Below are 23780 nucleotides of genomic sequence, written 5' to 3'. Positions count from 1 at the left end.
GTCAGGGGGTCGGGTGGGGTGCCGGGCCGGTTTCGGCGCCGTGCCCGGCGGTGACGAAGGCATGGATCGGGGTGGCGCAGGCGACCGGGTCGTCGAACCAGGGGTTGTGGCCGCCGGGCACGTCTTCGAGGTACGCCGTGGGGATGTGTTCGAGGCTGGGGAGAGCGTCGGTGGGGGAGAGGATGACGTCATCGCGGCCCCAGACGAAGAGCAGTGGGATGTCGAGTCGGCTCAATTCTGTTGGGGTGAGGATGTTTTCGGGGCGTGGTGTACGGCCGTCGAGGAGTCGCGTCAGCAGCGAGCGATAGGCGGCGGCTCGGCCCGGTCGGCGGAGGGGGAGCCGGTGCAGGTCGACGAGGTCGTCCGACATGGTGGCTACCGCCTGCTCGCCGAGGGCCTCGGTGAGGGCGGCTTCGGCGAGGAACCGGGGTGAGGGCAGACCCATGAGCGCCTGTTCCATCCGGCCGCGGAGCGGAGTGGTGAGGGAGACCATCGCGGGGATGGGCCGGGCGCCGGGGAGGGCGGTAGCCGGTGCACCGATGAGTACGGCGCGCGAGAGTCGGTCGGGCGCGTCCAATGCTGTCCAAAGTGCGCACAGGCCGCCCAGGGAGTTGGCGATGACGGTCGCTTTCGGCAGGCCGAGCGCGTCGAGAGTTCCGGTCAGCGTGGCGACGGCGAATTCGCGCAGTGAATGGCCGGTCCAGCGCGGTGAAGGGGCCAGTCCGTGGCCGGGGAATTCGACCAGGATGTGTCGGTAGCCGGGGAGTTCGGCCAGAAGCGGTGCGAAGCCTAGCGCTGGTGCGGTGATGCCGTTGAGGTAGATCAACGGACTTCCCGAGCCGACGCTGAGCACTCTGGCACGCGGATCACGCTGCGGCAGCGGATGTTCGGTGATGGTCAGACCGTGTGCGCTGGCAACCCGCTGTTCGATCGCGCGAATCCGATTGTCGAGAGTGGGCGTCATGGATCAACTGTCGCGCGGGGAGTTCGCGTAGGTCTTGAACGAATGTCCGCTCTGGGGCGGGGGTGCAATGCTCGTCAGTGCGTCAGTGCGTCAGTGCGTCAGTGCGTCAGTGCGTCAGTGCGTCAGTGCGTCAGTGCGTTGGTGCGTGATGGGGTGAGGGGTGGCGGACGCGGGGATGTGTGCGCGATGACGCCGGGCGGCGGTATGTGCGGGTGGCGGTGGGTGTGCGCCGGTCGATCAGTGGGTCAGTGTGCGCGGCGTGGTTCCGGCGAAAGCGACGATCTCGCGATGGAGGTGGGGCTGGTCGGCGTAGCCACAGATCGCGGCGACGTCTGCCACGGACTGCCCGGCGGCGAGGCGATCCAGTGCGCGGCGGAACCGCACTATCTTCGCGGCCTGCTTGGGGGCGACACCTGTTTGTGCGGTGAATCGGGACCACAGTCGCTGGCGGCTCCACCCGGTCCACTCGGCCAGCTCCTGCACCTGTACTCGGCCACCGGTGGCGACGATGCGGTTCCAGCATGCCGCGACCTCGGGGTCGGCGGCGCCGACTGGTTCGCGGTGGGCGAGGAATGTCGTCAGGATGGTGAATCGCGCTGCCCACGTGGATGTTTCGGACAGTTGCTCGCGCAGTAGGGTTGCTTCACGTCCCCACACGGCGTCGAGATCGACCACCTCGCCGCGCAATTCGGAGGGAGCGGCGCCCAGTAGAGTGCGCGTGGACAGGGGCGACAGGCGTATCTCGAGGCATTCGATGCGGTCGGCCGTCACCTGCTGTGGCATCGGTGCCAGTCCGGCGACGACACCGCCGAGCTGCCGCTGTTCACCACCGGCTGTGACCCGCAGCGGAGCATCGCCGAACTGGATCACCACGGTCACCTCCGGCCGCGCGCACACCCGCATCGGCGCGCCTGCCCCGAAGCGCTCCAAGAACCCGCCCATCATTGCGCCCGGAACCCGGTTGGAATCGGGAGCCGCAACCTCCCAGTCCCCACCCAGTTCCGCTTCGGACACGATCGGGCGCATCTCACCAGCGTAGGTGGGTGGTGACGTATGCGCCGCCGATCAGTCGCAGCGGGGCGCTGCACGCGCTCGGGGCGTGTCGACCGTCGTAGTGTCGTCGAGGCGGTATGGGCGGCCACCCAAATGGCGGGGTCGATGGGCACGCCGCACAGATGAGGTCGAAACCCTTACTGACCGGCTATATGTCGATCAGGAGTGGTCGACGCGGGCTTCGGTGGCGGCCTCGGTGCCTGCGGCCCAGCCTTCGGCGCTGCGGATGGTGATGCCTTTCGCGCGGGCGGTGGGGAAGAAGGTGTCGAAAGCCTTGTCGATTTGGTGTTGCCGGGCCGCCAGGACGGGGAGGAGGTGGTTCGGGGCGTGGGCGATCGTGGTGTCGGTGGCCTCGGTGAGGCGCTCGCCGATGCGGGTCGCGTAGGCGGTGAGGAAGGCTTTGCGGTAGTGGCGGGAGCGGGATTCGCCGGTGTCGGCGGTGTCGATCATCGTGCGGGTGGCCTGGACCAGCAGGGAGGTGGACAGGAGCTCGACGAGGTCGAGGTCGGTGTCGTCGCCGACCACGGTGACGAAACCCCATTCGGCGGCGAAGATCGCGCGGCAGCGATTGGCGTGCGCCACCCGGTCGATGAGCAGGGCTTTGGCGTCGGTGTAGGGGGTGTCGAGCCAGATGCGGCGGGTGGCGGGGAGATCGCTCGACGGCTCGAGCAGCAGGTGATCGATGGCGTACTTGGTCATCAGCTCCTGCGCCTTGGCCGACAGCGTCTCGGCCTCGTCGGGGAACGAGGTGGATTCGGCCTTGGCGAGCAGACCACGCACCCGGCCGAGCACCTTCTCGTCCACACCGTGTCGGGGCCGGACCGGCCCGGACGATTCGAGCTTCGGCAGTCGCAGCAACAGCGCGAGCGCTTCGATCACCGTTGTCAGCGCCTCGCTGCCGGTGAGCAAGGCACGATCGGCCCACGCCCGCAGATGCGGAGTCGTCCACCAGACGGAGGCATCGAGCTCGTCGAGCTCCGCGTCCCACCTCGCATCGGGATGATGCTCCGCCATCAGATCCAGCAGATACCCCACCGCGAACTCGTCGAGGCGTCGGCGCGCGGCCTGATGGATGTCCCCCGGCAGCCAGCCGAGATCAGAGGCGTGGGCAATGAGCCGCCGACCTGCCAATTCGACACCTGCGGCGAGCTCGTCGGTAACAGTCACCGTGCCGATCGACTCGGTCCCGCCCCGCGCGGCAGCGGCGATGACCGCCTCGGCGATGGTCGCCGGATCACCCGACAGCGCGTCGAAAGCGGTCGGCGGAGCGGGTTTGCGTCCGGTGCGACGCCGACGGTTCTGTTTGGCCATGGTCTACCGATCGTCCCCCGCGCCCGGTCCGGTCAACAAGCGGGCCGGATCTTCCGCTCGGTAGGCCTCGTACCCGTGCGTCATCACCGATCAGGACCGTCCGCCGCATCGGAAGCTGTCACAGGTTCAGCCGAGGTGCGAGCGGTCTCGGTGACCGTGCGGACGAAAGCGGTGCCGGCAGGCGACAAACCGGAGGCGCGCCAGACCAGGCCGTATTCGATGGGTGGGAGGTCGTCGAAGGGGAGGTAGACCAGGCTGGGGCGAGGGTAGAAGTGACCGGCTTGGGCGGCGGCGAGGGCTGTGCCGTTGCCCGCTGCCACCTGGACCATGACTTCCTGCCAGTACGGCATGGTCATCGAGCGATGGATCGGTCGCCCCGAGGGGGTGTGGGTGGGGAAGTGGTGGTCGAGGAAGTAGCCCGCCAATCCCCGTGCGGTGAGCAGTGTTTCGTCGGCCAGGTCCGCCACGGAGACCGAGGTGCGGGTCGCCAGGGGGTGGGAGGTCGAGACGACGAGGACCTTCGCGTCACGCAACAGGACCGGGCCGCTCACCAGATCCGGTTCGACGGCGGGGTACTCGAGGAAGACCAGGTCGAGTTCGCGGCGCCGCAGCTGACCGAACCGGTCCGACAGCTGGACCTCACGCAGCTCCACCGTGCACGCGGGCCGCTCGGCGCGGAACGCCGTGGCGGCCGACATCAGCATCTCACTGCCCAGTGGGTGCGTGAAGCCGGCCCGCAACACCTCCGCGGCACCCGCGCTGTCGGCCGCCCTGGCCAGTGCGGCCAGAATGCCGTGATGATGCGGAGCGAGGGCGTCGCGCAGCTGAGTCCCCAAGGGAGTCAACGACACCCGTCGACTCGTCCGCTCGAACAGTGGTGCGCCGATGCGCCGTTCCACGGTGTGGATCATCTGACTCACCCGGGCCCGCGATACCGCGAGCCGCTCCGCCGCGCGCCCGAAGTGCAGTTCCTCGGCCAGCACCAGGAAGGTTTCCTGCTCCTGCCAGTTCACCGTGTGCTCCCGGCGCACTTCACGGCGGTGCGGACGAAGGCCGCCGCACGCGCCGACAGACCCGACGCGCGCCACTGCAGACCGTATTCGATCGGCGCCTGCTCCTCGAACGGCACATAGACCAGGTCGGGTCGTGGGTAGTACTCGATGCCCTGGGCGGCCGTCACGGTGACACCGATATCCGCGGCGACGTGGGCCAGCAACTCCTGCCAGTACCGTGTCGTCGTCGAACGGCGGATCGGCGACGCGGCGGGAGTCACCGGCGGAACCACGTGATCGAGGAAGTAGTCCGGCACCCCGCCGATGAACAGCACGGTCTGCCCGGTCAGATCCTCGACGGTGACCGAGCGTCGCCGCGAGAGCGGATTGCGGGTGGACACCGCCAAAACCCGGGCATCGCGCAGCAGCACCGGACCGCACACCAGGTCGGGTTCGGTGGCGGGGAATTCGATGAGCTGCAGATCCAGCTCGCCCGAGCGCAACGCGCTGTAGCGATCGGAGAGCTGCACCTCGCGGATATCGAGAGTGCAGCCGGGGTGGCGTGCGCGCAGGGCATCGCCCGCCCCGATCAACAGCTTGCCCGCCAGTGGGCTGGAGAAACCGACTCGCAGCACGCCGTCGATGCCGCGCGCGGTTTCGGTCACCTCCGCTACCGCGTCCAGTACGCCGCAATGGTGCGGGAGCAGATCGTCGCGGAGCTGAACGCCCAAGGGCGTCAGGGAAACCCGACGGCTCGTCCGCTCCAGCAGAGGTGCGCCGACGCGGGCCTCCAGTGTCTGGATCAACTGGCTCACCCGGGCCCGCGACAGCAACAACCGATCCGCCGCTCGCCCGAAGTGCAGTTCCTCGGCCACCGCGAGGAACGTTTCGATCTCTTGCCAGTTCATCCATCACCTCTCATCGGTAAAGGTTCTTTACCGACCGGTGAGTATTTTGCCTGGTGTTCGCCGGTGCACTGCTCCGACCGCCTCGTCGGCGCCCGCCCGACACGCGAAGGCGCTGGGCGACAACGCCGAATCGGGCAGTGCCCGGTGCTGATCGACTGCCGGCCGGGCACCGGCAACGGAATCGGTAATCCTGCCGCAAACGTGGCGGCAATTGTTTATGGCGGAAATGCACTCGGAGACAAAAGAATGCGGTGACGTGCACCTGGCACGTCACCGCATTCGACACCGACCTGAGGGGAGTGGTCGGCAAGTCCGGCTATACCGAATTACTCGGCGGGGGTGTTGAGTTCGCGCGCGCCGAGCAGGATGTCGACGATGTTGGCGCCACCACTGGTGAGGCTGTCGAATGCCGAGCTGCCGGTCTCGAGCACCTCGAGGCCCGCGAGAGCGGCGGCCGAACCGGTGCCGGCGGCACCGAGACCCGCCGAGCCGGTGCCCGCGGCACCGAGACCGGCCGAACCGGTGGCCAGAGCAGGCAGGGCGGCGGCGGAACCGGTACCGGCGGCACCGGCGCCCGCGGCGCCCGCACCAGCGGATCCGGTCGCGCCGAGGGCGGCCGAGCCGGTGGCACCGAGGGCGGCGGAACCGGTGGCGGCGGCGGCCGAGCCGGTGAAGGCGTTGGCGGCGGCGGCGGGACCGAGCACGGCGATGGCGAGGGCACCGGCAACAGCGAGGGTCTTGCGAGTCATGAGATTTCCTTTCGGTGCCTGCAATCACAGGCTGGTAACGCAAAGGGGCGGTGCGGCGATGAACTCGGTAGGGGTTGGTGTTCCTGCCGACAAAACGGAAAGTTAATCGATGCGGGAAACGAATTGCTAATTGATTCCACGTGGTGATTATCACCATTAATACTTGGTAAACGGAATGTTTCCGCAGGTCAACCGGGTCTGTTCGATCGATCACATAAGGGCCGGCGCATAGCTGGCTAATGGACTTCAGGAATCGGGCAAACTTGTGGCACACGATCCGGCGTGCGATTCGCGCATGCGGCCGAAGCGGGTGGAGTGACGCGGAGCGCACCGACCAGGACCGTTGCGGGCCCACGGAGCAAGACCTACTAGTCTGATCGGCGTGAGTCTTGTGCTGTTGCCCGCGGTCGATGTCGCCAATGGGGAGGCCGTGCGCCTCGTACAGGGGGAGGCCGGTAGCGAAACCGGATACGGGTCGCCCCGCGACGCCGCCCTCGCGTGGCAGGAGGCCGGTGCCGAATGGGTGCACCTGGTCGACCTCGACGCGGCCTTCGGCAAGGGCAGCAACCGTGAACTGATCGCCCAGGTGATCGGTGAACTCGACGTGAAGGTCGAACTCTCCGGCGGCATCCGCGACGACGACTCGCTGAAGGCCGCCCTGGCCACCGGCTGCGCGCGCGTGAACATCGGCACCGCGGCGATCGAGAACCCACAGTGGTGTGCCCGCGTACTCGGTGAGTACGGCGACCGGATCGCGGTCGGGCTCGACGTCAAGCAGATCGACGGCGAATGGCGGCTGCGCGGCCGCGGCTGGGTGACCGACGGCGGCGACCTCTGGGAGGTCCTCGAGCGCCTCGAACGCGACGGATGCGCACGCTATGTGGTCACCGACGTCTCCAAGGACGGCACGCTCACCGGCCCCAACCTCGAACTCCTCAGCCAGGTGGCCAATGCCGCCGAGGCGCCCGTCGTGGCCTCCGGCGGCATCTCGGTGCTCGACGATCTCGTCGCCATCGCCGGCCTCACCGACGAGGGTGTCGAAGGCGCCATCATCGGCAAGGCGTTGTACGCGGGCCGGTTCACGCTGCCCGAAGCCCTGGCCGCGGTGCGCTGACCTCGCCATGACCACCGCGCCGAGCACCGCCGAACTGACCGACCTGCTGGCTGTCGCCACCCAGGTGCTGGACGGGGTGGTGCCGCGCTATCTCGAGGGTGTCGGCGCGCCGAGCGCGGTCGCCAAGGGCCGCAACGACTTCGCCACCGAACTCGACCTCGAACTGGAACGCACCATCTCCGCCGAGTTGCGGCAGCGCACCGGAATCGCGGTGCACGGTGAGGAATTCGGCGGTCCGGAGCTGACGTCGGGCACGGCCTGGGTGCTCGATCCGATCGACGGCACCTTCAATTACTCGGTGGGACATCCCATGTCGGGTATCCTGCTCGCCCTGGTGCACGAGGGCGAACCGGTGATCGGGGCGACCTGGCTGCCCGGGTTGGGCCGCCGGTACGCCGCCGTCAGCGGCGGTCCGGTGTATCTCGACGGGGTGGCGTTGCCGCCGCTGGCGCCCGGCAAACTCGGCGAGGCCATGATCGGTTTCGGCGCGTTCAACCTGGATTCGGCCGGCCGCATCCCCGGCCAGTTCCGGTTCGACCTGCTCGGTGCGCTGAGCCGGTTGTCCTCCCGGGTCCGCATGCACGGCGCCACCGGAATCGACCTGGCGTTCACCGCCTCCGGTGTGCTCGGCGGCGCGGTGGTGTTCGGTCACCATCCGTGGGACAACGCCGCCGGGGTGGCGCTGGTGCGGGCCGCAGGCGGGGTTGTCACCGACCTGGCGGGCGAGCCGTGGACCATCACCTCCGGCTCGGTGCTCGCCGCCGCACCCGGTGTGCACGAAGAACTCCTTGACATGATCTGCGCGGTCAGCGACGAAGAACGAGGTTGAACACGATGGGTACCAGCACACAGCAGAGCACGCTGGCCGTCCGCGTGATCCCCTGTCTCGATGTGGACGCGGGCCGGGTGGTCAAGGGCGTGAAGTTCCAGAACCTGCGCGACGCGGGTGATCCGGTGGAACTGGCCGCCACCTACGACGCCCAGGGCGCCGACGAACTCACCTTCCTCGACGTGACCGCCTCCACCGGCGACCGGGCGACCATGCTCGACGTGGTGACCCGCACCGCCGAACAGATCTTCATCCCGCTCACCGTCGGTGGCGGGGTGCGCACGGTCGAGGACGTGGACCGCCTGCTGCGCGCCGGGGCCGACAAGGTTTCGGTGAACACCGCCGCCATCGCCCGCCCCGAGGTGCTCTCGGAGATGTCGCAGCGCTTCGGTTCGCAGTGCATCGTGCTCTCGGTCGACGCCCGCACCGTGCCCGACGGGCAGCCCGACACCCCGTCCGGCTGGGAGGTCACCACCCACGGCGGCAAGCGCGGTACCGGTATCGACGCCGTCGAATGGGCTGTGCGCGGCGCCGAACTCGGTGTCGGCGAGATCCTGCTCAACTCCATGGACGCCGACGGCACCAAGGCGGGCTTCGACCTGCCGATGATCGCCGCCGTCCGCGCCGCCGTGCACGTTCCGGTGATCGCCAGCGGCGGTGCGGGCGCGGTGGAACACTTCCCGCCCGCCGTCCACGCGGGCGCCGACGCGGTGCTCGCCGCCAGCGTCTTCCACTTCGGCGACCTCACCATCGCCCAGGTCAAAGACGCCATGCGCACCGACGGCATCACCGTCCGCTGACCCGGCGCCGACCCTCGGCGGTCTCCGTCGTCGGTGCTACAGACCCATGTCCGTGGCGATGACGGTGCGCAGGGTGTCGGAGGTGTCGCCGCCTTGGAGGCGGTCCACGCGGTGGTCGGCGTAGAGGCGGGCGATGGGCGAGTCGGTGAGATAGCCCGCGCCGCCGTGCAGTTGGAGGCAGCGGTCGATGACCCGCGTCGCGGTCTCGGTGGCGAAGAGTTCAGCGGAGGCGGCGTGGGCCGGGTCGAGTGCGGCGCTGTCGTGGGCGGCGAGCGCACGATCGATCACGGCCTCGATGGCATCGACCTCGGCTCGGCAGCCCGCCAGTTCGAACTTGCCGTGCTGGACGGCGGCGACGGGGCGGGCGGCCGGAAGCCGGTCGCGGGTGTGGTCGCGGGCGAAGCGGATGGCCGCCTTGGCCCGGGCGTAGGCGCCGAGCGCGATATTCAGTCGCTGCTGTGGCAGTTGGGCGGCCAGGTGCGCGGCGGCCCGGTGTGGGTCGCCGAGCAGGTCGGTGGCGGGGACTCGCACATCGGTGAAGGTGAGTTCGGCGGTGCCACCGACTTTGCGGCCCAATGTGTCGAGGCGCCTGCCCACCAGGAAACCGGCCGCGCTTGTGTCGACCACGAGTAGCGAAAGACCGTAGGACGGGTCGTCGGGCCGCGGCGGTGCGGTGCGGGCGCACACGATGACCCGATCGGCGTGCACCCCACCGATGACATAGGTCTTCGAACCGTTCAGCACATAGCTGCCCTCGGCGGTCAGTGGCGCGGTGGTGCGCATCCCCTCCGGTTCGGTGCCCGTCCCCGGCTCGGCCACCGCGAGGGCGAACATCGTGTCGCCGGTGACGATCCCCGGCAGCCACCTGGCCTGCTGCGCCGGGGTGGCGAGCGAGGTGATCAACGGCAGGCAGCGCCCCAGGTGCGCGCCCGCCCCGCCGAAGGAGACAGCGGCCCTGGCGATCTCCTCGGCGAGCACGCCACGATAGGCCAGTGAGTCACGCCCGGCACCGCCGAACTCCACCGGCACCTCGAGACCGAAGACCCCCAGATCCCCGAGCCGGTAATAGAATTCGCGCGGCACGAGACCGTCCTGGTACCAGCGGCCGAAGCTCGGGACGACCTCGGCTTCGATGAAGGCCCGAATCGTGGCCCGGAAGGCGACGAGTTCGGCGTCGAGAACTGTTCTGCGCATCAGCGATTCCCCTGTTGTCGGCGCGCCTGTGCGCACGGGCCGGGCCGCGAACACCCCCGTGTTCGCGGCCCGGCAGCGGACGAGATCTACTTCGCGGGCGCGGGTACCGCGGGGTCCTTGCAGTAGGCGCCCAGCTCGGCCGGGCACGGTGCGAGGATGGTGGAGAAGTACTGGTAGGCGGCGAACAAGGCCAGCGGACCACCGACGGTGACCAGCCCGACCATCCCGCCCACCGCGCCGAGCGTGGCCGCGCCGAGCACACATCCCGCCACGGTGGCGCCCACCCACGGTACGAGCAGCACGATCACGGGGCTGGCGATCGTCGCACCGGCCGCACCGCCGACCAGGCAGCCCACCCCGCCGCCGACCACGGCGCCGATGATGGCGGCCACCGCGCTGCCGATGGTGAGCCGCTGGGCGAGCACACCGAGCGCGGATTGGTCACGGGGGGTGAAGGATTCGGCGATCTGCTGCACCGCGGCATCCTGGCTGATGACATTCGTGGCCGCCTCGGCCGGTGTGCCGCCGTCACGTGATGGTGTGAGGGTGGCGCGGTCACCGTCGATCGCCGCTGCGATCGGGAAGACCTTGTCGTCCATCCGGTACGACAGCGGCAGCGCCGCGACGGGCACATCGGCCTCGGTGGTGAGCACGAGCTGACCGTCGACGACCTGCAGTTTGCCGTCGTTCGTCGAGAGCACGGCCGCGTCGCCCTGCCTGCTGATCTCGTAGTGGACCTCGGTCTGGGTCGGCTCGGCGTGAGCGTTCGCGCTGCCGACGCACAGGGCGAGCGCCGTCATGGCGGCCGTCGCGAGCGTGGTTGACATCTTCATGGTGATCCTCATCGATCGTGGGGTGAATTTGTGCCTCGCGGCACGGGACTACTTGCCGGAGGTATCGATCAGGCCCTCGGTCAGCGACCAGTGCTCGCCGGCGAAGGTCTGGATGCCGACCGCCTCGAGCGGGAAGCCGTCGCCCGCACCGGTTTTCATGCTGATACCGGGCAGCATCAGGTCGGCGGAGACGTTGTCGAGGGAGCGCATCGCGTCGCGCAGGCCCTCCCTGGTCGGGCACTTCGCCGCTTCGAGGGTCTTGTGGAAGCTCTGCGCCATCGCCCAGCCGGCCATGGCGTGCTGGTTCTCGGTGTCGGCGCCGGGCGCGTACTGGGTGAGTTCGGTCTTGAACGTCTGCATACCGGGGTCGGTGGCCCAGCGCGGATCGGCGGGGTCCTTGAGGAACGCGGCGCTCACGGTGCCCTGGATATTCGGCAGGCCGACCGGGCGCAGGGTCGCCATGGTGTTGGAGACCTGGGTGAGCACGTGCAGCGGGTTCCAGTCGGTGTTGCGCACGTCGGCGGCCAGGGCCTGGGAGGCGAACTTCGGTGTCGAGAAGTTCAGCATCACATCGGCTTCGGAATTGGCCAGGTTGCGCACCTGCGCGTCGACGGTGGGGTCGGTGACCTCGAAGCTCTGCTCGGCGACCACCTTCACCCCGCTGCCCTCGGCGCCTTGGCGGAACGCGGCGAGCAGGTCCTTGCCGAAGTCGTCGTTCTGGTACAGCACCGCGACGGTCGCGGTGGGGCGCTGCTTCTTCACGTACTCGGCGTAGGCGAGGCCCTCGGTGCGGTAGCTGGGTTGCCAGCCGATGGTCCACGGGTTGTCCTCGGACCCGAACTTCGTGGCGCCCGTGGCGACGAACATCTGCGGCACCTTGCGCTGACCGAGGTAGTCGGTCACCGCCGAGGAGGTGGCGGTGCCGAGGGTCTGGAAGACCGCGAACACCTGGTCCTGTTCGACCAGTCGGCGGGTCTCCTCGACAGTCTTGGGCGGCTGATAGCCGTCGTCGCGGACGAGGTATTCCACCTGGCGTCCACCGATGCCGCCCTTCTCGGCGTTGACGTAGTCGAAGTAGGCCTTGATGCCCTTGGGCACCTCGCCGTAGGCCGAGGCCGGACCCGACAGCGGGTACACGCCGCCGAGCTTGATGGTGCTGTCGGTGATGCCGGTGGTCTGCTGACCTCGGCAATCGCCTTCGCCGACGGTCCCGGTGTCGGCGTTGCGGCCACCGCACGCGGTGAGCGTGGCGACCAGTGCGGCGGCCACCCCGAGACACTGGATTGTCCTAGTGCGCATGAGTTCTCCCTTTCCGGACGCGTTGTCCGAGCCAGTGCGCCCATCGGGTGGCCAGACCGGCCAGTCCCTGGGGTGCGAGGTACATGACCGCGATGATCAGCAGTCCGAAGATGACGCCGGGCGCGGCCTGGTTGACGTCTTGCGCCAGGCTCGGCACGAACATCACGAACAGCCCGCCGAGCACCGGCCCCCAGGTGGTGCCGAGCCCGCCGACGACGAGCCCGGCCAGCAGGGTGATCGACAGAGTGAGCGCGAACGAGTCGGGGGAGACGAAGGCGATCACCCAGGTGTAGACGCAGCCCGCGACGCCGGCCAGCAGCGCGCTCCAGGCGAAGGCCAGGGTCTTGTAGTGCGCCAGGTTCACCCCGAGCACCTCGGCGGCGGTCTCGTTGTCGCGCACCGCGTGCAGGGCGCGACCGACTTTGGAACGCAGCATCCCGGCGACCAGCACGAAGCTCAGCACGGTGACAGCAAGCGCGAGGAAATACAGCCACTGATCCTCGGCGAGCCCGGTCCAGGCAGGCGGCACCGGCTTGTCGACGCCGAGTCCCATCGAGCCGCCGGTGAGTCCGTCGAACCGTTTCAGCAACGGGACCAGGAAGATCGCGATCGACAGGGTGACCAGTGCGAGATACAGCCCGCGCAGGCGCAACGCCGGGATGCCGAGCGCGAACCCGAGCACGAAGGTGATCACCGCCGCCAGCGGGATCGTCGCCAAATACGGTGTGTCCCACTGGTGCATCGCGATCGCGGCCGTGTAGGCGCCGATCGCGAAGAACGCGCCGTGACCGAGCGAGATCTGGCCGGTGTGGCCGACGAGCAGGTTCAGCCCGAGCAGGGTGACCGCGTAGATCATGGCCATCGCCAGCTGGAAGGTGTGGAAGGGCACCAGCTGGAACGGTGCGGCGCAGGCGAGCAGGAGTACCGCGACCGTGCAGACCAGCGGAAGCTGGGGGACGCGGATTCCCGGACGTGCCGGTTCCGCCTGGGGTGCTACAGGATTCGCTGCCGAGATTTTCACGTCACTCATACTCGTTCCACCGCCGCGTGTCCGAACAGACCTTGGGGGCGAAGCAACAGCACGCCCAGGATGATCACCAGCGGCACACCGATCTTGAGTTCGGTGCCGATCGCGTCGACGTAGGCGCCGGTGAGGGTTTCGGCGACGCCGACGATCAGGCCGCCCGCTACCGCGCCGCCGGGGGAGTCGAACCCGCCGAGCGTCGCCGCCGCGAAGGCGTAGATCAGGACGCCGCTCATCATGTTGGGATCGAGGAACAGCAGCGGCGCCGACAACACCCCCGACACCGACCCGACCAGCGCCGCGAGTCCCCACCCCAGCGAGAGCACGGTGCCGACCCGGATGCCGACGAGCCTGGCGGACTGCGGATTACACGCCACCGCCCGCATCGCCAACCCGATCGCGGTGTAGCGGAACAGCAGATACAGCAGGGCCATCACCAGTCCGACGACGGCGAAGATGCCGAGGCTGCCGTACCCCACACTGACATCGGCGACGCGCAACGCGCCGTCCGGGAAGGGATTCGGGAAGGACTTCACCTGGTAGGACCAGATCCAGCCCGCTGCCGCGTGCACCGTGAAGAACAAACCGACCGTGACGATCACCAGGGTGATCTCCGGTTTGCCTTCGACCGGCCGGATCACCACCCGCTCGATCACCATGCCCGCGAGGAACGAGATCACCAGCGTGAGGACGAGTGCCGCCCAGAACGGCATCACCTGACTCAGCTGCCAGGCCAGGAATGCCGAGAACATGGCCAGCTCGCCCTGGGCGAAGTTGGCCACCCCGGTGAACCGGTAGATCAGGACCAGGGCCAGCGCCAGCCCCGCGTAAATCGCGCCCGCCGAGAGCCCCTCGACGAGCTGCTGCACGAATTCGGTCACGGCCGCACCCGGTATCCGAGGTAGGAGCGGACGACCTGCTCGTCTGCCTTGATCTCGGCGGCGCTGCCGGACAGGACGATCCGGCCCGTCTCGAGCACATGTGCCTGATGGGCGACACCCAGCGCGAGGTGGGCGTTCTGTTCGACGACTATCACGGTGGTGCGTTCCTCTGCGTTGATGGTGTGCACGATCCCGAACAGCTCCTGGGTGACCAGCGGGGAAAGCCCGAGCGAGGGTTCGTCCAGCAGCAGCAGTCGTGGGCGCAGCATCAGCGCCCGGCCGATGGCGAGCATCTGCTGCTGACCGCCGGACAGCCCGCCCGCCGGGTCGCGCTGCTTGTCGCGCAGGATCGGGAAGTAGTCGTAGACACGGCGCAGGTCGGACTCGACGCCCGCGCGGTCGCGGCGGGAGTAGGCGCCGAGGCGCAGGTTCTCCTCCACCGTGAGCGGGGCGAAGGTGCCGCGGCCCTCGGGCACGTGGGCGACCCCGAGCCGGGCCATCGCCTCGGGTGCCCGCCCGGCCACCTCGTCACCGTTCAAGCGCAGGGTGCCACGCACTTTCACCATGCCGCACAGCGCGCGCAACAGGGTGGTCTTGCCCGCGCCGTTGGGGCCGAGGATGGCGCACACTTCGCCCTCGGCGACCGAAAAGCTCACGCCGTGCAGCACTTTCGCCGCGCCGTACCCCGCGTACAGGTCGGTGACGGTCAGGAATTCGCTCATGAGGCAGCCCCCAGATAGGCGCGGACGACAGCCGGATCGCTCTGCACCGCTTCGGGTTCGCCCTCGGCGATCACCTGCCCGAACTCGAGGCAGACCACCCGGTCACAGGTGTTCATCACGAAGCCCATGTGGTGTTCGACGACGACAACGGTGAGGTCGAGTTCGGTCTGCAGGGCACGAAGACGTTCGGCGAACTCGTCGACCTCGCCGTGGCTCAGCCCGTTCACCGGCTCGTCGAGCAGCAGCAGCCGGGGCCGCACCGCCAGGGCGCGCGCCAACTCGATTCGCTTGAGGGTGCCGAACGGCAGCCCGGCGGCCGGGTGGTCGGCGACGTCGGTGAGGTCGAGCCGCTCGAGCAGTTCGTCGGCGTCGGCGCGCAATCGCCGTTCCTCCCGGCCGACCCACGGCATCCGCAGCCCCGCCGAGACGAAACCGCCGCGCGTGCGGTGATGGGTGCCGACGAGCACGTTGTCGCGCACCGACATCCGGGCGAACAGGCCGAGGTTCTGGAAAGTGCGGGCTATGCCGAGGCCGGCCAGCGCATCGGGGCGCACCGTGGTCAGGTCGGTGTCGAGGTAGCGCAAGCTGCCGGAGGTGGGACGGTTGCGCCGGGTGAGGCAGTTGAACAGGGTGGTCTTGCCCGCGCCGTTGGGCCCGATCAGACCGACCATCTCGCCCGCGGCGACCGTGAACCCCACATCCTGCAGGGCGGTGATCCCGCCGAAGCGCACCGTCAGGTGGGTTATGTCGAGCATGCGAGGAACACTAAGAGCGCTGGTCAGCACCCACATCGGACGTTGTGGACCAAGTTTTCGGCCAGGCCTCGTCCGCTGCGGACAGTGTGATCTGGTTGACACCTCGAACGCGGCGCTGCAAACTCCCCGAACATGTCAGCTGGATCACAACTGCTCGGCTACTCCGATCCGGTGCACGCCGAGCGCGCCCGGATCGTCGGGTGCGCCTACGAGCACGCGGACGAGATCGCCGACGATGTGATGGCCAAGCTGCGCGTCGAACTGCCCGGCTACGGCACCGCCGACCCGGGGTTCCTCGCCGACGTGCACGACCAGCTGGCCCGGCTCAGCCGCACCGGGCTCGGTGCCCTGCTCGAGCACAAACGGGTCACCCCGGCCGACGTCTCCTACGCCAGGCAGGCCGCCGCCCGCCGCGCCCGCTGCGGGCTGCCGCTGGTCGACTACATCGCCGCGTTCCGGCTGGGTCAGCGCGCGATCTGGAAATCGCTGCTCGCCCACGCGGGCGACACCGACGCGGGACGTGAAGCGGTGTTGTCGCTGGCCGGACCGCTGGCCCGCTACACCGACCTGATCAGCACCCAGGCCACCGACGCCTACCTGGAATTCCAGCAGTACGTCACCGCGGAATCGAGCCGCGACGGCCAGGCATTGATGGACTCCCTGCTCGACGGTGCCCTGCCCGCGAGCGGACCGCACCTGTCCGTGGCCACCGCGCACGGGATCGGCGCCGAACGGACCGCGCCGCTGGTGGTCGTCACCGCGATGGTTCTCGATCCCGCGACGGCGGCCGACTCCCTGTGCGAGACGAGGCAAGTGGTGTCGGCCGCGCTGGCACGCACCGGTGTCAACGGGTTGCGCACCCTGTCGGTGGTGCGCGATACCGAGATCGTGGCGATCCCGGCGCTGCGACCCGACGGGTCGGCCGAGCAGCTGTGCGAACGACTGCGGACGCTGCGTGAACAACTCGCCGCCGACGGTGTGGCACTTGCCGTCGGGGTGAGCACCTCGGTCACCGAGGTCGGCCAGATCCCCCGGGCACACCGGCAGGCCAGGGCCGCCCTCGCCCTGCTTCCCGAGGACGGTGGCGTGCTCGCGCTGCCGCAGATGACGCCGTTCCGGTACCTGCTGCTGCGCGCCGACGACACCACCCGCCAGCTCGTCGACCCCCGCGTCGGCGCCGCCCTCGCCGACGACCGCGCCCGGGGCGGCACCCTCGCCGACACCGTCCGCGCGTTCGCCGCCGCCGACATGAACCTGCGCGAAGCCGCCGACGCCCTGCACATCCACCTCAACACCGCCAAGTACCGGCTGGGCCGCATCCAGGAACTCACCGGACGCAATGTGCGCAGCGTCAACGACCTCGTCGAACTACTGGTGGCGATCGAGCTGTTATAAACGACGGATGAGTCTGGATCCTGCCATTGCCGCTCGCCTCAAACGCAACGAGGCCGGGCTGATCGCCGCGATCGCGCAGGAGAAGGCGACCGGCGACGTGCTGATGATGGCCTGGATGGACGACGAGGCCCTGGCCCGCACCCTCGAAACCCGCAGGGGCACCTACTATTCGCGTTCGCGCCAGCAGTACTGGGTGAAGGGGGAGACCTCGGGGCACACGCAGTACGTGCACGAGGTGCGGCTCGACTGTGACGGGGACACCGTGCTGCTGATCGTCGATCAGGAAGGGGCGGCCTGCCACACCGGCACCCACACCTGCTTCGACACCGATGTGCTGCTCGCACGCGAGGCCGAGTGAGATGACCGTGCCGGAGGTCCTCGCCGAGCTCGCCGCCCTCGACAACCCGCGCGTTCGCGAGGTCAACGAGAAGCACGGCGACGACCACGGCGTGAACCTCACCGAGCTGCGCGCGGTCGCCAAACGGCTGAAGACCAGTCACGACCTCGCCGTCGAGCTGTGGGCCACCGGCGACACCGCCGCGAAACTGCTCGCCCTGCTCGTCTGCCGCCCGAAAGCCTTCGACCGGGCCGAACTCGACGCGATGATCCGCGCCGCCCGCACCCCGAAGGTGCACGACTGGCTCGTGAACTATGTGGTGAAGAAGAACCCGCACGTCGAGGAGCTGCGCGTGGCCTGGCTCGCCGACCCGGATCCGGCGGTGGCGGCCGCCGGTTGGGCGCTCACCGCCGAACGGGTGGTGAAAAAGCCTGCGGGACTTGACCTCTCGGGGATCCTGGACGATATCGAAGCGCACATGAAGACCGCCCCGGACCGCCTGCAATGGGCGATGAACACCTGCCTGGCCCAGATCGGTATCACCCACCCCGAACACCGGGCCCGTGCCGTCGATATCGGGGAACGGCTGCGGGTGCTCGCCGACTATCCGACCTCGCCCGGCTGCACTTCGCCGTTCGCACCCACCTGGATCGCGGAAATGGTGCGCAGGCAGGGCGATTGAGCGTCAGCGGCGTCGTTCGCCGACGACCTTCGACGACGGCAGGCGCCCGGCTTTGGAGGTTCCCCGCAGGGTGTCACCGTCGACGGTCACATCGAATGCCAGGTTCAGCCGCAGGGGTTTGGTGACGGCCTGTTTCCAGGTGAGCCGATCGCCGTCGGCGCGGAGCTCGGTGAGTGGCACGTCCTCGCCTGCTCCGTGCGCGACGCCGGTGAGTATCCCGTCCTGCTCACGGATTTCGACCACGGCGTCGATCGTGCCGATCGGGGTGGCGATGGACATGTTCCAGGTGCCTGCGAAGGACATGCTGATGCGATTCCTGACTGTTCGATGAATGTCGCTGCTCAGAAGGCGGTCGGTGTCAGACCGTCGGCGCGCCAGACGGTGCCACGCCGCTCGTGTGCGAAGAGCTCTTCGACGGCATGCGCGACGCGGGGCCCCAGTTCACGCTCGAGCAGATACAGGCCGAGATCGAGGCCGGAGGTGACACCCGCGCCGGTGACCAGGTCGCCGTCGTCCACGATCCGGGCCGAGACCGCGTGCGCGCCGGTGGCGTCGAGCAGATCCAGGCCGAGATGGTGGGTGGTGGCGTGACGGCCTTCGAGCAGGCCGGCCATGGCCAGGACCAGCGAACCTCCACAGACGGTGGCGACCGTGACCCCTGGGGCTCTCATCGCCTGCGCGAGGAGCGCGGGCAGCTCGGTACTCAGCGTGCGACCGAGCAGCACCGGGATGGGCTGGTCCGGTTCCCATTCGCCCGCACCCACCTCTGCTTCCGGCACCTCGCCGAGGTCGCCCACCCGGCCCGAAGCCCCGGGCACCACAACGATGTCCGCACGTTCCGGGTCGAGGGTGCCGGTGGCGCGCAGTGTCAGTCCGCCGGTGCCGCTGATCACCTCGCGAGGGCCCTGTGCGGAGACCAGCTCGACGGTGACCGCACCGTCGGAAGCCACGCCGCCCGCGTACAGCACTTCATAGGGAGCGATGGCATCGAGTGGGTCGAAGCCGTCGAAAAGGACGATCTGAATATGCATGGATGAGTTCCCTCGCGTCGATATCCGCTGGACATCCCACAGTCAACCGGTGCTCGCCGTGAGAGCCCAGTGGCACTGGCGACAGGTTTCGACGGAAAAATGCCGACCTCGCTACCCTCGTGCCATGCACACCGTCGCCGTCCTGGCACTGGACAAGGTGATTCCGTTCGACCTGTCCACCCCGATCGAGGTCTTCTCACGGACCCGGCTGCCCGACGGACGACCCGGCTACCAGGTGCGGGTCTGCGCCGAACACGCCGAGGTCGACGCGGGCGCCTTCACCCTGCGCGCCCCGTGGGGCCTGGACGGACTCCGGAACGTGGACACGATCATCGTGCCGGGCATCGCCGATCCGACGGCGCCGCTCTCACCCGCCGTCCGCGAGGCACTACGCTCGGCCGCCGCCGAGGGCACCCGCATCGCGTCCATCTGCGTCGGCACCTTCCCGTTGGCCGCCACGGGCCTGCTGGCCGGGCTGCGCGCCACGACCCACTGGCATGCGGCCGGCGCACTGGCCACCACCCATCCCGACATCGACGTCGACCCGGACGTCCTCTACGTCGACAACGGTCAGTTCCTCACCTCGGCGGGCGCTGCGGCGGGAATGGACTTGTGCCTGCACATGATTCGCCGCGACTACGGCTCGGCCGTTGCCGCGCACGCCGCCCGGCTGTCGGTGATGCCGCTCGAACGCGAAGGCGGACAAGCGCAGTTCATCGTCCACGACCACGTCCCGACACCGCAGGGCTGTGAGCTCGAAACGCTGCTCACTTGGCTGCAGGAGAACCTGGCCGAGGACCTCAGTCTCGCCGATATCGCCGAGCGGGCCGGAATCAGCACCCGCACGCTGATCCGGCGCTTCCGTGAACACACCGGAACCACCCCGCTGCGCTGGCTGCACCGCGCCCGGATCCGGCAGGCACAGCATCTGCTCGAAACCACACAGCATTCCGTCGAACGGATCAGCGGCCAGGTCGGTTTCGGGTCGGCCACCGCTTTCCGGGAGCGCTTCAAGCGCACCACCGGCGTCAGCCCACAGAGCTACCGGCGCACGTTCGGCTGATCCGGCTTCGAGGTCTAGTCGCACCCCTCGGCGAGGACATGGTCCAATTGGCTGGACAGGCTTTCGCCGAGGGCGGCGAGTTGGGCTGTCTGGGCGCAGTCGAGGCCGTCGAGCACCAGTTTGCGGACGGCGTCGAGATATCCGGGCGTGGCCTCGACGACCTTCTCGAAACCGTCGTCGGTGAGCACCGCGTACACCCCGCGTCTGCCCGCCGCCGAATCGCGGCGCGCCCAGCCGAGTCGCTCCAGTTTCGACACCACATGCGAAAGCCGCGATAGCGAAGCATTTGCCTTGTGGGCGAGATCACTGAGCTGCATCCGGTGCCCGGCTTCCTCCGAGAGCAGGCTCAGCACCCGGAATTCGAAATGCGTGAGCCCGGACTCGCGCTGCAATCGGGTGTCGAGGGCGGCCGGAACCCTTGTCATCAGGGCGACTACCGCCTGCCAGGCGCGCTGTTCTACCGGATCCAGCCATCTGGTCATGGCTGAGGCCGCCTCGCGGTCGGGCGGCACGGATCGAGGAGAGGGACGCGCACCGGACCGAGTTTGCCACGACGTCGCTGTGGCGTCCGCCGGATCGCCCGCGTCGTGAGGTCACTCACAACCCGGGACGCGTCATCGAAGCATCAGTATTCGCGAGACTCCTGCGGCGGGACCGTCGGTTCGGGGGTGGCCTTGGCGGCCCGGCGGCGGTTGATGCCCCGCTTACCCATCAGACCGAGCGCCAGGGCGAAGATGATCGCGGCCACGATCGCACCGACCAGACAGGCACCGCGGAACGCGGGCGCGTCGACATCGAGGATGCGTTCACCGGCGTGCGCCGCATTGTTGCCACCGAGCACGATGGTGAGCGTCATCAGGTTCGGCAGGGAGCCGAGCAGCGCGATGACGACTGCCACACCGGCGATGAACTTGCCGCCTTTGCGCTTCCACATCCGCACCGCGAGCAGCAACAGCAGCAGCGGCACCAGCGTGAACACCAGGCCGTAGACAAGACCCCACCAGATGCCCTGGGTGAAACTGCCGTGCACGAGGCTCGCCAGGCGCTGCGCCCACCATCGTGGGATGAACGAGGCCAGGATGAAATAGGCGATCACCAGCACGACCGCTGTCGCCAGGATCATGATCGCCCGGTTGCGCCACACGGTAGCTGTGGACTTCTGACCGCTCGACCGCACTTCGCCGGATGTCATTCCCCCAGCGTAGGTGTGCCGACGGCGCCGGGCACCGATCCGTGCCCGGCGTTTCTCCTCGCTATCCGGCGGATTTCGCCCGTTCACGCAGAAAGCGCAATGCCTCGTCGGCGTGCACGGCCGCGCGCAGTTCACCGGTGACGACCTTCAGGATCGTGCGATCGGTATCGATGACGAAGGTGTGCCGCTTGACCGGGGCCAACTTGCCGAGCAGTCCACGCTTGACGCCGAAACCGGCCGCGACCTCGCCGTCTGCGTCGGACAGGACCGGATAGTCGAGCCGCTGCTTGCCGGCGAAACCGGCCTGCACCTCGACACTGTCGGTGCTGATCCCGGCACACGACGCACCGAGGGCGGCGAACTCGGCGCTCAGATCACGGAAATGGCACGCCTCGGCAGTGCAGACCGGAGTGTTGGCGGCGGGGTAGAAGAACAGGACGAGCGGCCCGCCTGCCAGCAGGGCATCGAGGGAGCGGAGTTCGCCGGACTGATCGGGAAGTTCGAACGGGGGCGCGGTCTGACCTGGCTGCATGCGCACGACCCTAACGGCCGGTGCCCGCGCGCAAAAGGTCCCCGTTCACGGATGCGAACGGGGACCCGCCTTTTCGACCAGCCCTGCGGCTCTAGGGAATCCGCAACAGCGCTTTGATCTCCGGGTTGCGGATCTCCATCACGTCGAGGATGCCGTGCACGCGCAACATCGGCTCCAGCTTCAGGAGGCGATCGCGGTGCGCTTCGTACTCGACCGGGAAGGACTTCTCGTCCAGATCCTGCATGGCCTTGGCGTAGGTGACGAACGACGTGAGCGCGTTCGCCGCGGACTGCTGTCCAGGACCGTTGTAGTGCTGCGACACAGGGGCCTGCCTGCCCATCTGTGCGCCCTGATGCGAGGGATTCAACATGGCTCCTCTCGGAAGAAGGGATACCGCATGCGACATGGAACGCGCGCGAGTGTAGTGATGCCGGTCACGACCGCATTCGGCGGCCGGTCGTGACCGCCTTCGGCGGGGTGGTCGGGGCAGGATGCGGCCACGTCACGGCGCCTGGGATGATGGCCGAATGCAGGGCGCGCCGACACCGACCACCACCACCCGCGAGCAGTTCCGGTTGCTCGCCGCCGAGCACCGGGTGGTCCCGGTGACCCGAAAGGTGCTGGCCGACTCCGAGACTCCGCTCTCGGCCTACCGCAAACTGGCCGACGACCGGCCGGGCACCTTCCTGTTCGAGTCCGCCGAGAACGGGCGCTCCTGGTCGCGCTGGTCGTTCATCGGCGCGGGCAGCCCGTCGGCGCTGACGGTCGTCGACGGTGCGGCCGCCTGGCTCGGCACCGTCCCCGCCGACGCGCCCTCGGGCGGCGACCCGCTGCGCGTGCTGCACGAAACCCTCGAACTACTGCGCACCGAACGCCTGCCCGGCCTGCCCCCGCTCACCGGCGGCATGGTCGGCTATCTCGGCTACGACGCGGTCCGCCGCATCGAGCGCCTGCCCGAGCTGGCCGAGGACGATCTGCAGCTACCCGAGCTGGTCCTGATGCTGGCCACCGACCTGGCCGCCTTCGACCACCACGAGGGCGCGATCACGCTGATCGCCAACGCGGTGAACTGGAACGGCACCGACGAACACGTCGACGCCGCCTACGACGACGCCGTGGCCCGGCTCGACCGGATGACCGCCGCGCTGGCCACCCCGGCGTCGTCGACGGTGTCGGTCTTCGACCAGCCCGAACCCGACTACCTGCGCAGGCGAACCACCGAGGAATTCTGCTCGGGTGTGCGTCGGCTCATCAAGGAGATCGAGGCGGGCGAGGCGTTCCAGGTGGTGCTCTCGCAGCGCTTCGAAATGGAGTACACCGGCTCCCCGCTCGCGGTCTACCGGATGCTGCGGGCCTCGAACCCGAGCCCGTACATGTACCTGATGCACATCCCCGACGGCGACGGCGGCACCGCGTTCTCCATCGTCGGCTCCAGCCCGGAATCGCTGGTGACCGTGAAAGACGGTGTCGCAACGACACATCCGATCGCGGGCACCCGCTGGCGCGGAGCGAGCGCCGAGGACGACATCCTGCTCGAGAAGGACCTGCTCGCCGACGACAAGGAGAACGCCGAGCACCTCATGCTCGTCGACCTCGGCCGCAACGATCTGGGCCGGGTGTGCCGTCCCGGCACGGTGCGCGTCACCCAGTACCGACACGTGGAGCGCTACAGCCACGTGATGCACCTGGTGTCGACGGTGTCGGGTCAGCTGGCCGAGGGCAAGATCGCCCTCGACGCCGTGCGCGCGTGTTTCCCGGCGGGCACCCTGTCCGGTGCGCCGAAGGTGCGGGCGATGGAGTTGATCGAGGAACTCGAACCGACCAGGCGCGGGATCTACGGCGGCGTGGTCGGCTACCTCGATTTCGCCGGTGACGCCGACACCGCCATCGCCATCCGCACCGCCCTCCTCAAGGACGGCACCGCCTACGTCCAGGCGGGCGCCGGCGTGGTCGCCGACTCCGACCCCGTCGCCGAGGACACCGAGGCCCGCAACAAGGCCATGGCGGTCCTCAAGGCGATCGCGGCCGCCAAGACCCTGCGCACCTATGAGGGCGGCGCCGAGTGAGTGCGCGGGACGCCGGCACACCGAACGGCAGCGACTCGGCGCGTGACAGCGACG

General features: G+C 68.8%; 27 protein-coding genes. 8 read left to right on the top strand and 19 right to left on the bottom strand.

The window, feature by feature from the left end; genetic code table 11:
- Position 1 precedes the first annotated feature (1 nt).
- The 6 genes from AB0I19_RS24575 to AB0I19_RS24550 form a co-directional block, all read right to left on the bottom strand.
- Entirely contained in the window at positions 2 to 964 is a 963-nt protein-coding gene (locus tag AB0I19_RS24575) for an alpha/beta hydrolase (protein WP_357151497.1), read from the bottom strand.
- A 237-nt stretch (positions 965 to 1201) separates the two neighbouring features.
- Positions 1202 to 1990 carry an AraC family transcriptional regulator gene (locus AB0I19_RS24570; protein WP_357151495.1) on the bottom strand — a complete coding sequence of 263 codons (789 nt, stop codon included), beginning with the start codon at positions 1988 to 1990 and terminating at the stop codon, positions 1202 to 1204.
- 186 nt (positions 1991 to 2176) lie between these two features.
- Entirely contained in the window at positions 2177 to 3328 is a 1152-nt protein-coding gene (locus AB0I19_RS24565; RefSeq protein WP_357151493.1) for a DUF2786 domain-containing protein, read from the bottom strand.
- Between the two features lie 83 nt (positions 3329 to 3411).
- Positions 3412 to 4341, bottom strand: a complete 930-nt coding sequence (locus AB0I19_RS24560) for a LysR family transcriptional regulator (protein ID WP_357151491.1) — start codon at positions 4339 to 4341, stop codon at positions 3412 to 3414.
- Entirely contained in the window at positions 4338 to 5228 is an 891-nt protein-coding gene (locus tag AB0I19_RS24555; RefSeq protein WP_357151489.1) for a LysR family transcriptional regulator, read from the bottom strand. The genes AB0I19_RS24560 and AB0I19_RS24555 overlap by 4 nt, the downstream gene beginning before the upstream one ends.
- A gap of 326 nt (positions 5229 to 5554) precedes the next feature.
- Positions 5555 to 5977, bottom strand: coding sequence for a hypothetical protein (locus AB0I19_RS24550; RefSeq protein WP_067644751.1), 423 nt, complete (start codon positions 5975 to 5977; stop codon positions 5555 to 5557).
- 382 nt (positions 5978 to 6359) lie between these two features.
- On the opposite strand from AB0I19_RS24550, the gene priA reads away from it, so the two are divergent.
- From priA to hisF, 3 genes are read left to right on the top strand one after another with little or no spacing between them, the layout of a single operon-like run.
- Complete coding sequence (priA, locus tag AB0I19_RS24545) at positions 6360 to 7091, top strand: bifunctional 1-(5-phosphoribosyl)-5-((5-phosphoribosylamino)methylideneamino)imidazole-4-carboxamide isomerase/phosphoribosylanthranilate isomerase PriA (RefSeq protein WP_067644748.1); 732 nt, start codon at positions 6360 to 6362, stop codon at positions 7089 to 7091.
- Positions 7092 to 7098: 7 nt separating this feature from the next.
- A complete protein-coding gene (locus AB0I19_RS24540) occupies positions 7099 to 7920 on the top strand; it encodes an inositol monophosphatase family protein (RefSeq protein WP_067644745.1) in 822 nt (273 codons plus the stop codon).
- A 5-nt stretch (positions 7921 to 7925) separates the two neighbouring features.
- Positions 7926 to 8720 carry an imidazole glycerol phosphate synthase subunit HisF gene (hisF, locus tag AB0I19_RS24535; protein WP_357151487.1) on the top strand — a complete coding sequence of 265 codons (795 nt, stop codon included), beginning with the start codon at positions 7926 to 7928 and terminating at the stop codon, positions 8718 to 8720.
- Between the two features lie 36 nt (positions 8721 to 8756).
- Here hisF and AB0I19_RS24530 read toward each other — a convergent pair whose 3' ends face one another.
- From AB0I19_RS24530 to AB0I19_RS24500, 7 genes are all read right to left on the bottom strand, one after another.
- Complete coding sequence (locus AB0I19_RS24530) at positions 8757 to 9914, bottom strand: acyl-CoA dehydrogenase family protein (protein WP_357151485.1); 1158 nt, start codon at positions 9912 to 9914, stop codon at positions 8757 to 8759.
- 86 nt (positions 9915 to 10000) lie between these two features.
- Positions 10001 to 10747 carry a hypothetical protein gene (locus tag AB0I19_RS24525; RefSeq protein ID WP_357151483.1) on the bottom strand — a complete coding sequence of 249 codons (747 nt, stop codon included), beginning with the start codon at positions 10745 to 10747 and terminating at the stop codon, positions 10001 to 10003.
- Between the two features lie 48 nt (positions 10748 to 10795).
- Complete coding sequence (locus AB0I19_RS24520; RefSeq protein ID WP_357151481.1) at positions 10796 to 12046, bottom strand: ABC transporter substrate-binding protein; 1251 nt, start codon at positions 12044 to 12046, stop codon at positions 10796 to 10798.
- Positions 12036 to 13076, bottom strand: a complete 1041-nt coding sequence (locus AB0I19_RS24515) for a branched-chain amino acid ABC transporter permease (RefSeq protein WP_357151479.1) — start codon at positions 13074 to 13076, stop codon at positions 12036 to 12038. The genes AB0I19_RS24520 and AB0I19_RS24515 overlap by 11 nt, the downstream gene beginning before the upstream one ends.
- Complete coding sequence (locus AB0I19_RS24510) at positions 13073 to 13951, bottom strand: branched-chain amino acid ABC transporter permease (protein ID WP_356987277.1); 879 nt, start codon at positions 13949 to 13951, stop codon at positions 13073 to 13075. The genes AB0I19_RS24515 and AB0I19_RS24510 overlap by 4 nt, the downstream gene beginning before the upstream one ends.
- Positions 13948 to 14673 carry an ABC transporter ATP-binding protein gene (locus tag AB0I19_RS24505; protein ID WP_357151477.1) on the bottom strand — a complete coding sequence of 242 codons (726 nt, stop codon included), beginning with the start codon at positions 14671 to 14673 and terminating at the stop codon, positions 13948 to 13950. Before AB0I19_RS24505 ends, AB0I19_RS24510 begins: the two co-directional genes overlap by 4 nt.
- Positions 14670 to 15428 carry an ABC transporter ATP-binding protein gene (locus AB0I19_RS24500; protein ID WP_357151475.1) on the bottom strand — a complete coding sequence of 253 codons (759 nt, stop codon included), beginning with the start codon at positions 15426 to 15428 and terminating at the stop codon, positions 14670 to 14672. Before AB0I19_RS24500 ends, AB0I19_RS24505 begins: the two co-directional genes overlap by 4 nt.
- A 132-nt stretch (positions 15429 to 15560) precedes the next feature.
- Here AB0I19_RS24500 and AB0I19_RS24495 point away from each other — a divergent pair, with 132 nt between their 5' ends.
- From AB0I19_RS24495 to AB0I19_RS24485, 3 genes are read left to right on the top strand one after another with little or no spacing between them, the layout of a single operon-like run.
- On the top strand, positions 15561 to 16823 hold the full coding sequence (locus AB0I19_RS24495) for a helix-turn-helix domain-containing protein (RefSeq protein ID WP_357151473.1): 1263 nt from the start codon (positions 15561 to 15563) through the stop codon (positions 16821 to 16823).
- Positions 16824 to 16830: 7 nt separating this feature from the next.
- A complete protein-coding gene (hisI, locus tag AB0I19_RS24490) occupies positions 16831 to 17181 on the top strand; it encodes a phosphoribosyl-AMP cyclohydrolase (RefSeq protein WP_357151471.1) in 351 nt (116 codons plus the stop codon).
- Position 17182: 1 nt separating this feature from the next.
- Positions 17183 to 17842 (top strand): DNA alkylation repair protein, encoded by a 660-nt coding sequence (locus AB0I19_RS24485; protein ID WP_357151469.1) that lies wholly within the window; start codon positions 17183 to 17185, stop codon positions 17840 to 17842.
- A 3-nt stretch (positions 17843 to 17845) separates the two neighbouring features.
- Here the strand turns inward: AB0I19_RS24485 and AB0I19_RS24480 are convergent, their stop codons facing one another.
- Both AB0I19_RS24480 and AB0I19_RS24475 read right to left on the bottom strand, forming a co-directional pair.
- Entirely contained in the window at positions 17846 to 18145 is a 300-nt protein-coding gene (locus AB0I19_RS24480) for a hypothetical protein (protein ID WP_357151467.1), read from the bottom strand.
- 38 nt (positions 18146 to 18183) lie between these two features.
- On the bottom strand, positions 18184 to 18873 hold the full coding sequence (locus tag AB0I19_RS24475) for a DJ-1/PfpI family protein (RefSeq protein ID WP_357151465.1): 690 nt from the start codon (positions 18871 to 18873) through the stop codon (positions 18184 to 18186).
- Positions 18874 to 18997: 124 nt separating this feature from the next.
- Between AB0I19_RS24475 and AB0I19_RS24470 the strand changes: the two genes are divergently transcribed.
- Positions 18998 to 19936 (top strand): helix-turn-helix domain-containing protein, encoded by a 939-nt coding sequence (locus AB0I19_RS24470; RefSeq protein ID WP_357151463.1) that lies wholly within the window; start codon positions 18998 to 19000, stop codon positions 19934 to 19936.
- Positions 19937 to 19950: 14 nt separating this feature from the next.
- On the opposite strand, the gene AB0I19_RS24465 is transcribed toward AB0I19_RS24470, so the two are convergent.
- The 4 genes from AB0I19_RS24465 to AB0I19_RS24450 form a co-directional block, all read right to left on the bottom strand.
- Positions 19951 to 20418, bottom strand: a complete 468-nt coding sequence (locus AB0I19_RS24465) for a MarR family transcriptional regulator (RefSeq protein ID WP_357151461.1) — start codon at positions 20416 to 20418, stop codon at positions 19951 to 19953.
- A gap of 143 nt (positions 20419 to 20561) precedes the next feature.
- A complete protein-coding gene (locus AB0I19_RS24460) occupies positions 20562 to 21059 on the bottom strand; it encodes a permease (protein WP_357151569.1) in 498 nt (165 codons plus the stop codon).
- Positions 21060 to 21189: 130 nt separating this feature from the next.
- Positions 21190 to 21660, bottom strand: coding sequence for a peroxiredoxin (locus AB0I19_RS24455; protein WP_067644699.1), 471 nt, complete (start codon positions 21658 to 21660; stop codon positions 21190 to 21192).
- Positions 21661 to 21751: 91 nt separating this feature from the next.
- Complete coding sequence (locus tag AB0I19_RS24450; RefSeq protein ID WP_357151459.1) at positions 21752 to 22030, bottom strand: hypothetical protein; 279 nt, start codon at positions 22028 to 22030, stop codon at positions 21752 to 21754.
- A gap of 157 nt (positions 22031 to 22187) precedes the next feature.
- On the opposite strand from AB0I19_RS24450, the gene AB0I19_RS24445 reads away from it, so the two are divergent.
- Positions 22188 to 23726, top strand: coding sequence for an anthranilate synthase component I (locus AB0I19_RS24445; protein ID WP_357151458.1), 1539 nt, complete (start codon positions 22188 to 22190; stop codon positions 23724 to 23726).
- Positions 23727 to 23780 lie beyond the last annotated feature (54 nt).

The sequence above is a fragment of the Nocardia sp. NPDC050413 genome (assembly GCF_040655475.1).
Taxonomy (GTDB): Bacteria; Actinomycetota; Actinomycetes; order Mycobacteriales; family Mycobacteriaceae; genus Nocardia; species Nocardia coubleae.
The sequence above is the reverse complement of the archived record's forward strand: the minus strand, read 5'-3'. Positions and strand labels throughout refer to the sequence as shown.

Bases quoted from the DNA above. Each gene is read 5' to 3' on its own strand.
- AB0I19_RS24575 (WP_357151497.1), bottom strand. From the start codon at position 964: ATGACGCCCACTCTCGACAATCGGATTCGCGCGATCGAACAGCGGGTT.
- AB0I19_RS24570 (WP_357151495.1), bottom strand. From the start codon at position 1,990: ATGCGCCCGATCGTGTCCGAAGCGGAACTGGGTGGGGACTGGGAGGTT.
- AB0I19_RS24565 (WP_357151493.1), bottom strand. From the start codon at position 3,328: ATGGCCAAACAGAACCGTCGGCGTCGCACCGGACGCAAACCCGCTCCG.
- AB0I19_RS24555 (WP_357151489.1), bottom strand. From the start codon at position 5,228: ATGAACTGGCAAGAGATCGAAACGTTCCTCGCGGTGGCCGAGGAACTG.
- AB0I19_RS24550 (WP_067644751.1), bottom strand. From the start codon at position 5,977: ATGACTCGCAAGACCCTCGCTGTTGCCGGTGCCCTCGCCATCGCCGTG.
- AB0I19_RS24540 (WP_067644745.1), top strand. From the start codon at position 7,099: ATGACCACCGCGCCGAGCACCGCCGAACTGACCGACCTGCTGGCTGTC.
- hisF (WP_357151487.1), top strand. From the start codon at position 7,926: ATGGGTACCAGCACACAGCAGAGCACGCTGGCCGTCCGCGTGATCCCC.
- AB0I19_RS24530 (WP_357151485.1), bottom strand. From the start codon at position 9,914: ATGCGCAGAACAGTTCTCGACGCCGAACTCGTCGCCTTCCGGGCCACG.
- AB0I19_RS24525 (WP_357151483.1), bottom strand. From the start codon at position 10,747: ATGAAGATGTCAACCACGCTCGCGACGGCCGCCATGACGGCGCTCGCC.
- AB0I19_RS24520 (WP_357151481.1), bottom strand. From the start codon at position 12,046: ATGCGCACTAGGACAATCCAGTGTCTCGGGGTGGCCGCCGCACTGGTC.
- AB0I19_RS24515 (WP_357151479.1), bottom strand. From the start codon at position 13,076: ATGAGTGACGTGAAAATCTCGGCAGCGAATCCTGTAGCACCCCAGGCG.
- AB0I19_RS24505 (WP_357151477.1), bottom strand. From the start codon at position 14,673: ATGAGCGAATTCCTGACCGTCACCGACCTGTACGCGGGGTACGGCGCG.
- AB0I19_RS24500 (WP_357151475.1), bottom strand. From the start codon at position 15,428: ATGCTCGACATAACCCACCTGACGGTGCGCTTCGGCGGGATCACCGCC.
- AB0I19_RS24495 (WP_357151473.1), top strand. From the start codon at position 15,561: ATGTCAGCTGGATCACAACTGCTCGGCTACTCCGATCCGGTGCACGCC.
- hisI (WP_357151471.1), top strand. From the start codon at position 16,831: ATGAGTCTGGATCCTGCCATTGCCGCTCGCCTCAAACGCAACGAGGCC.
- AB0I19_RS24485 (WP_357151469.1), top strand. From the start codon at position 17,183: ATGACCGTGCCGGAGGTCCTCGCCGAGCTCGCCGCCCTCGACAACCCG.
- AB0I19_RS24480 (WP_357151467.1), bottom strand. From the start codon at position 18,145: ATGTCCTTCGCAGGCACCTGGAACATGTCCATCGCCACCCCGATCGGC.
- AB0I19_RS24475 (WP_357151465.1), bottom strand. From the start codon at position 18,873: ATGCATATTCAGATCGTCCTTTTCGACGGCTTCGACCCACTCGATGCC.
- AB0I19_RS24470 (WP_357151463.1), top strand. From the start codon at position 18,998: ATGCACACCGTCGCCGTCCTGGCACTGGACAAGGTGATTCCGTTCGAC.
- AB0I19_RS24465 (WP_357151461.1), bottom strand. From the start codon at position 20,418: ATGACCAGATGGCTGGATCCGGTAGAACAGCGCGCCTGGCAGGCGGTA.
- AB0I19_RS24460 (WP_357151569.1), bottom strand. From the start codon at position 21,059: ATGATCCTGGCGACAGCGGTCGTGCTGGTGATCGCCTATTTCATCCTG.
- AB0I19_RS24455 (WP_067644699.1), bottom strand. From the start codon at position 21,660: ATGCAGCCAGGTCAGACCGCGCCCCCGTTCGAACTTCCCGATCAGTCC.
- AB0I19_RS24450 (WP_357151459.1), bottom strand. From the start codon at position 22,030: ATGTTGAATCCCTCGCATCAGGGCGCACAGATGGGCAGGCAGGCCCCT.
- AB0I19_RS24445 (WP_357151458.1), top strand. From the start codon at position 22,188: ATGCAGGGCGCGCCGACACCGACCACCACCACCCGCGAGCAGTTCCGG.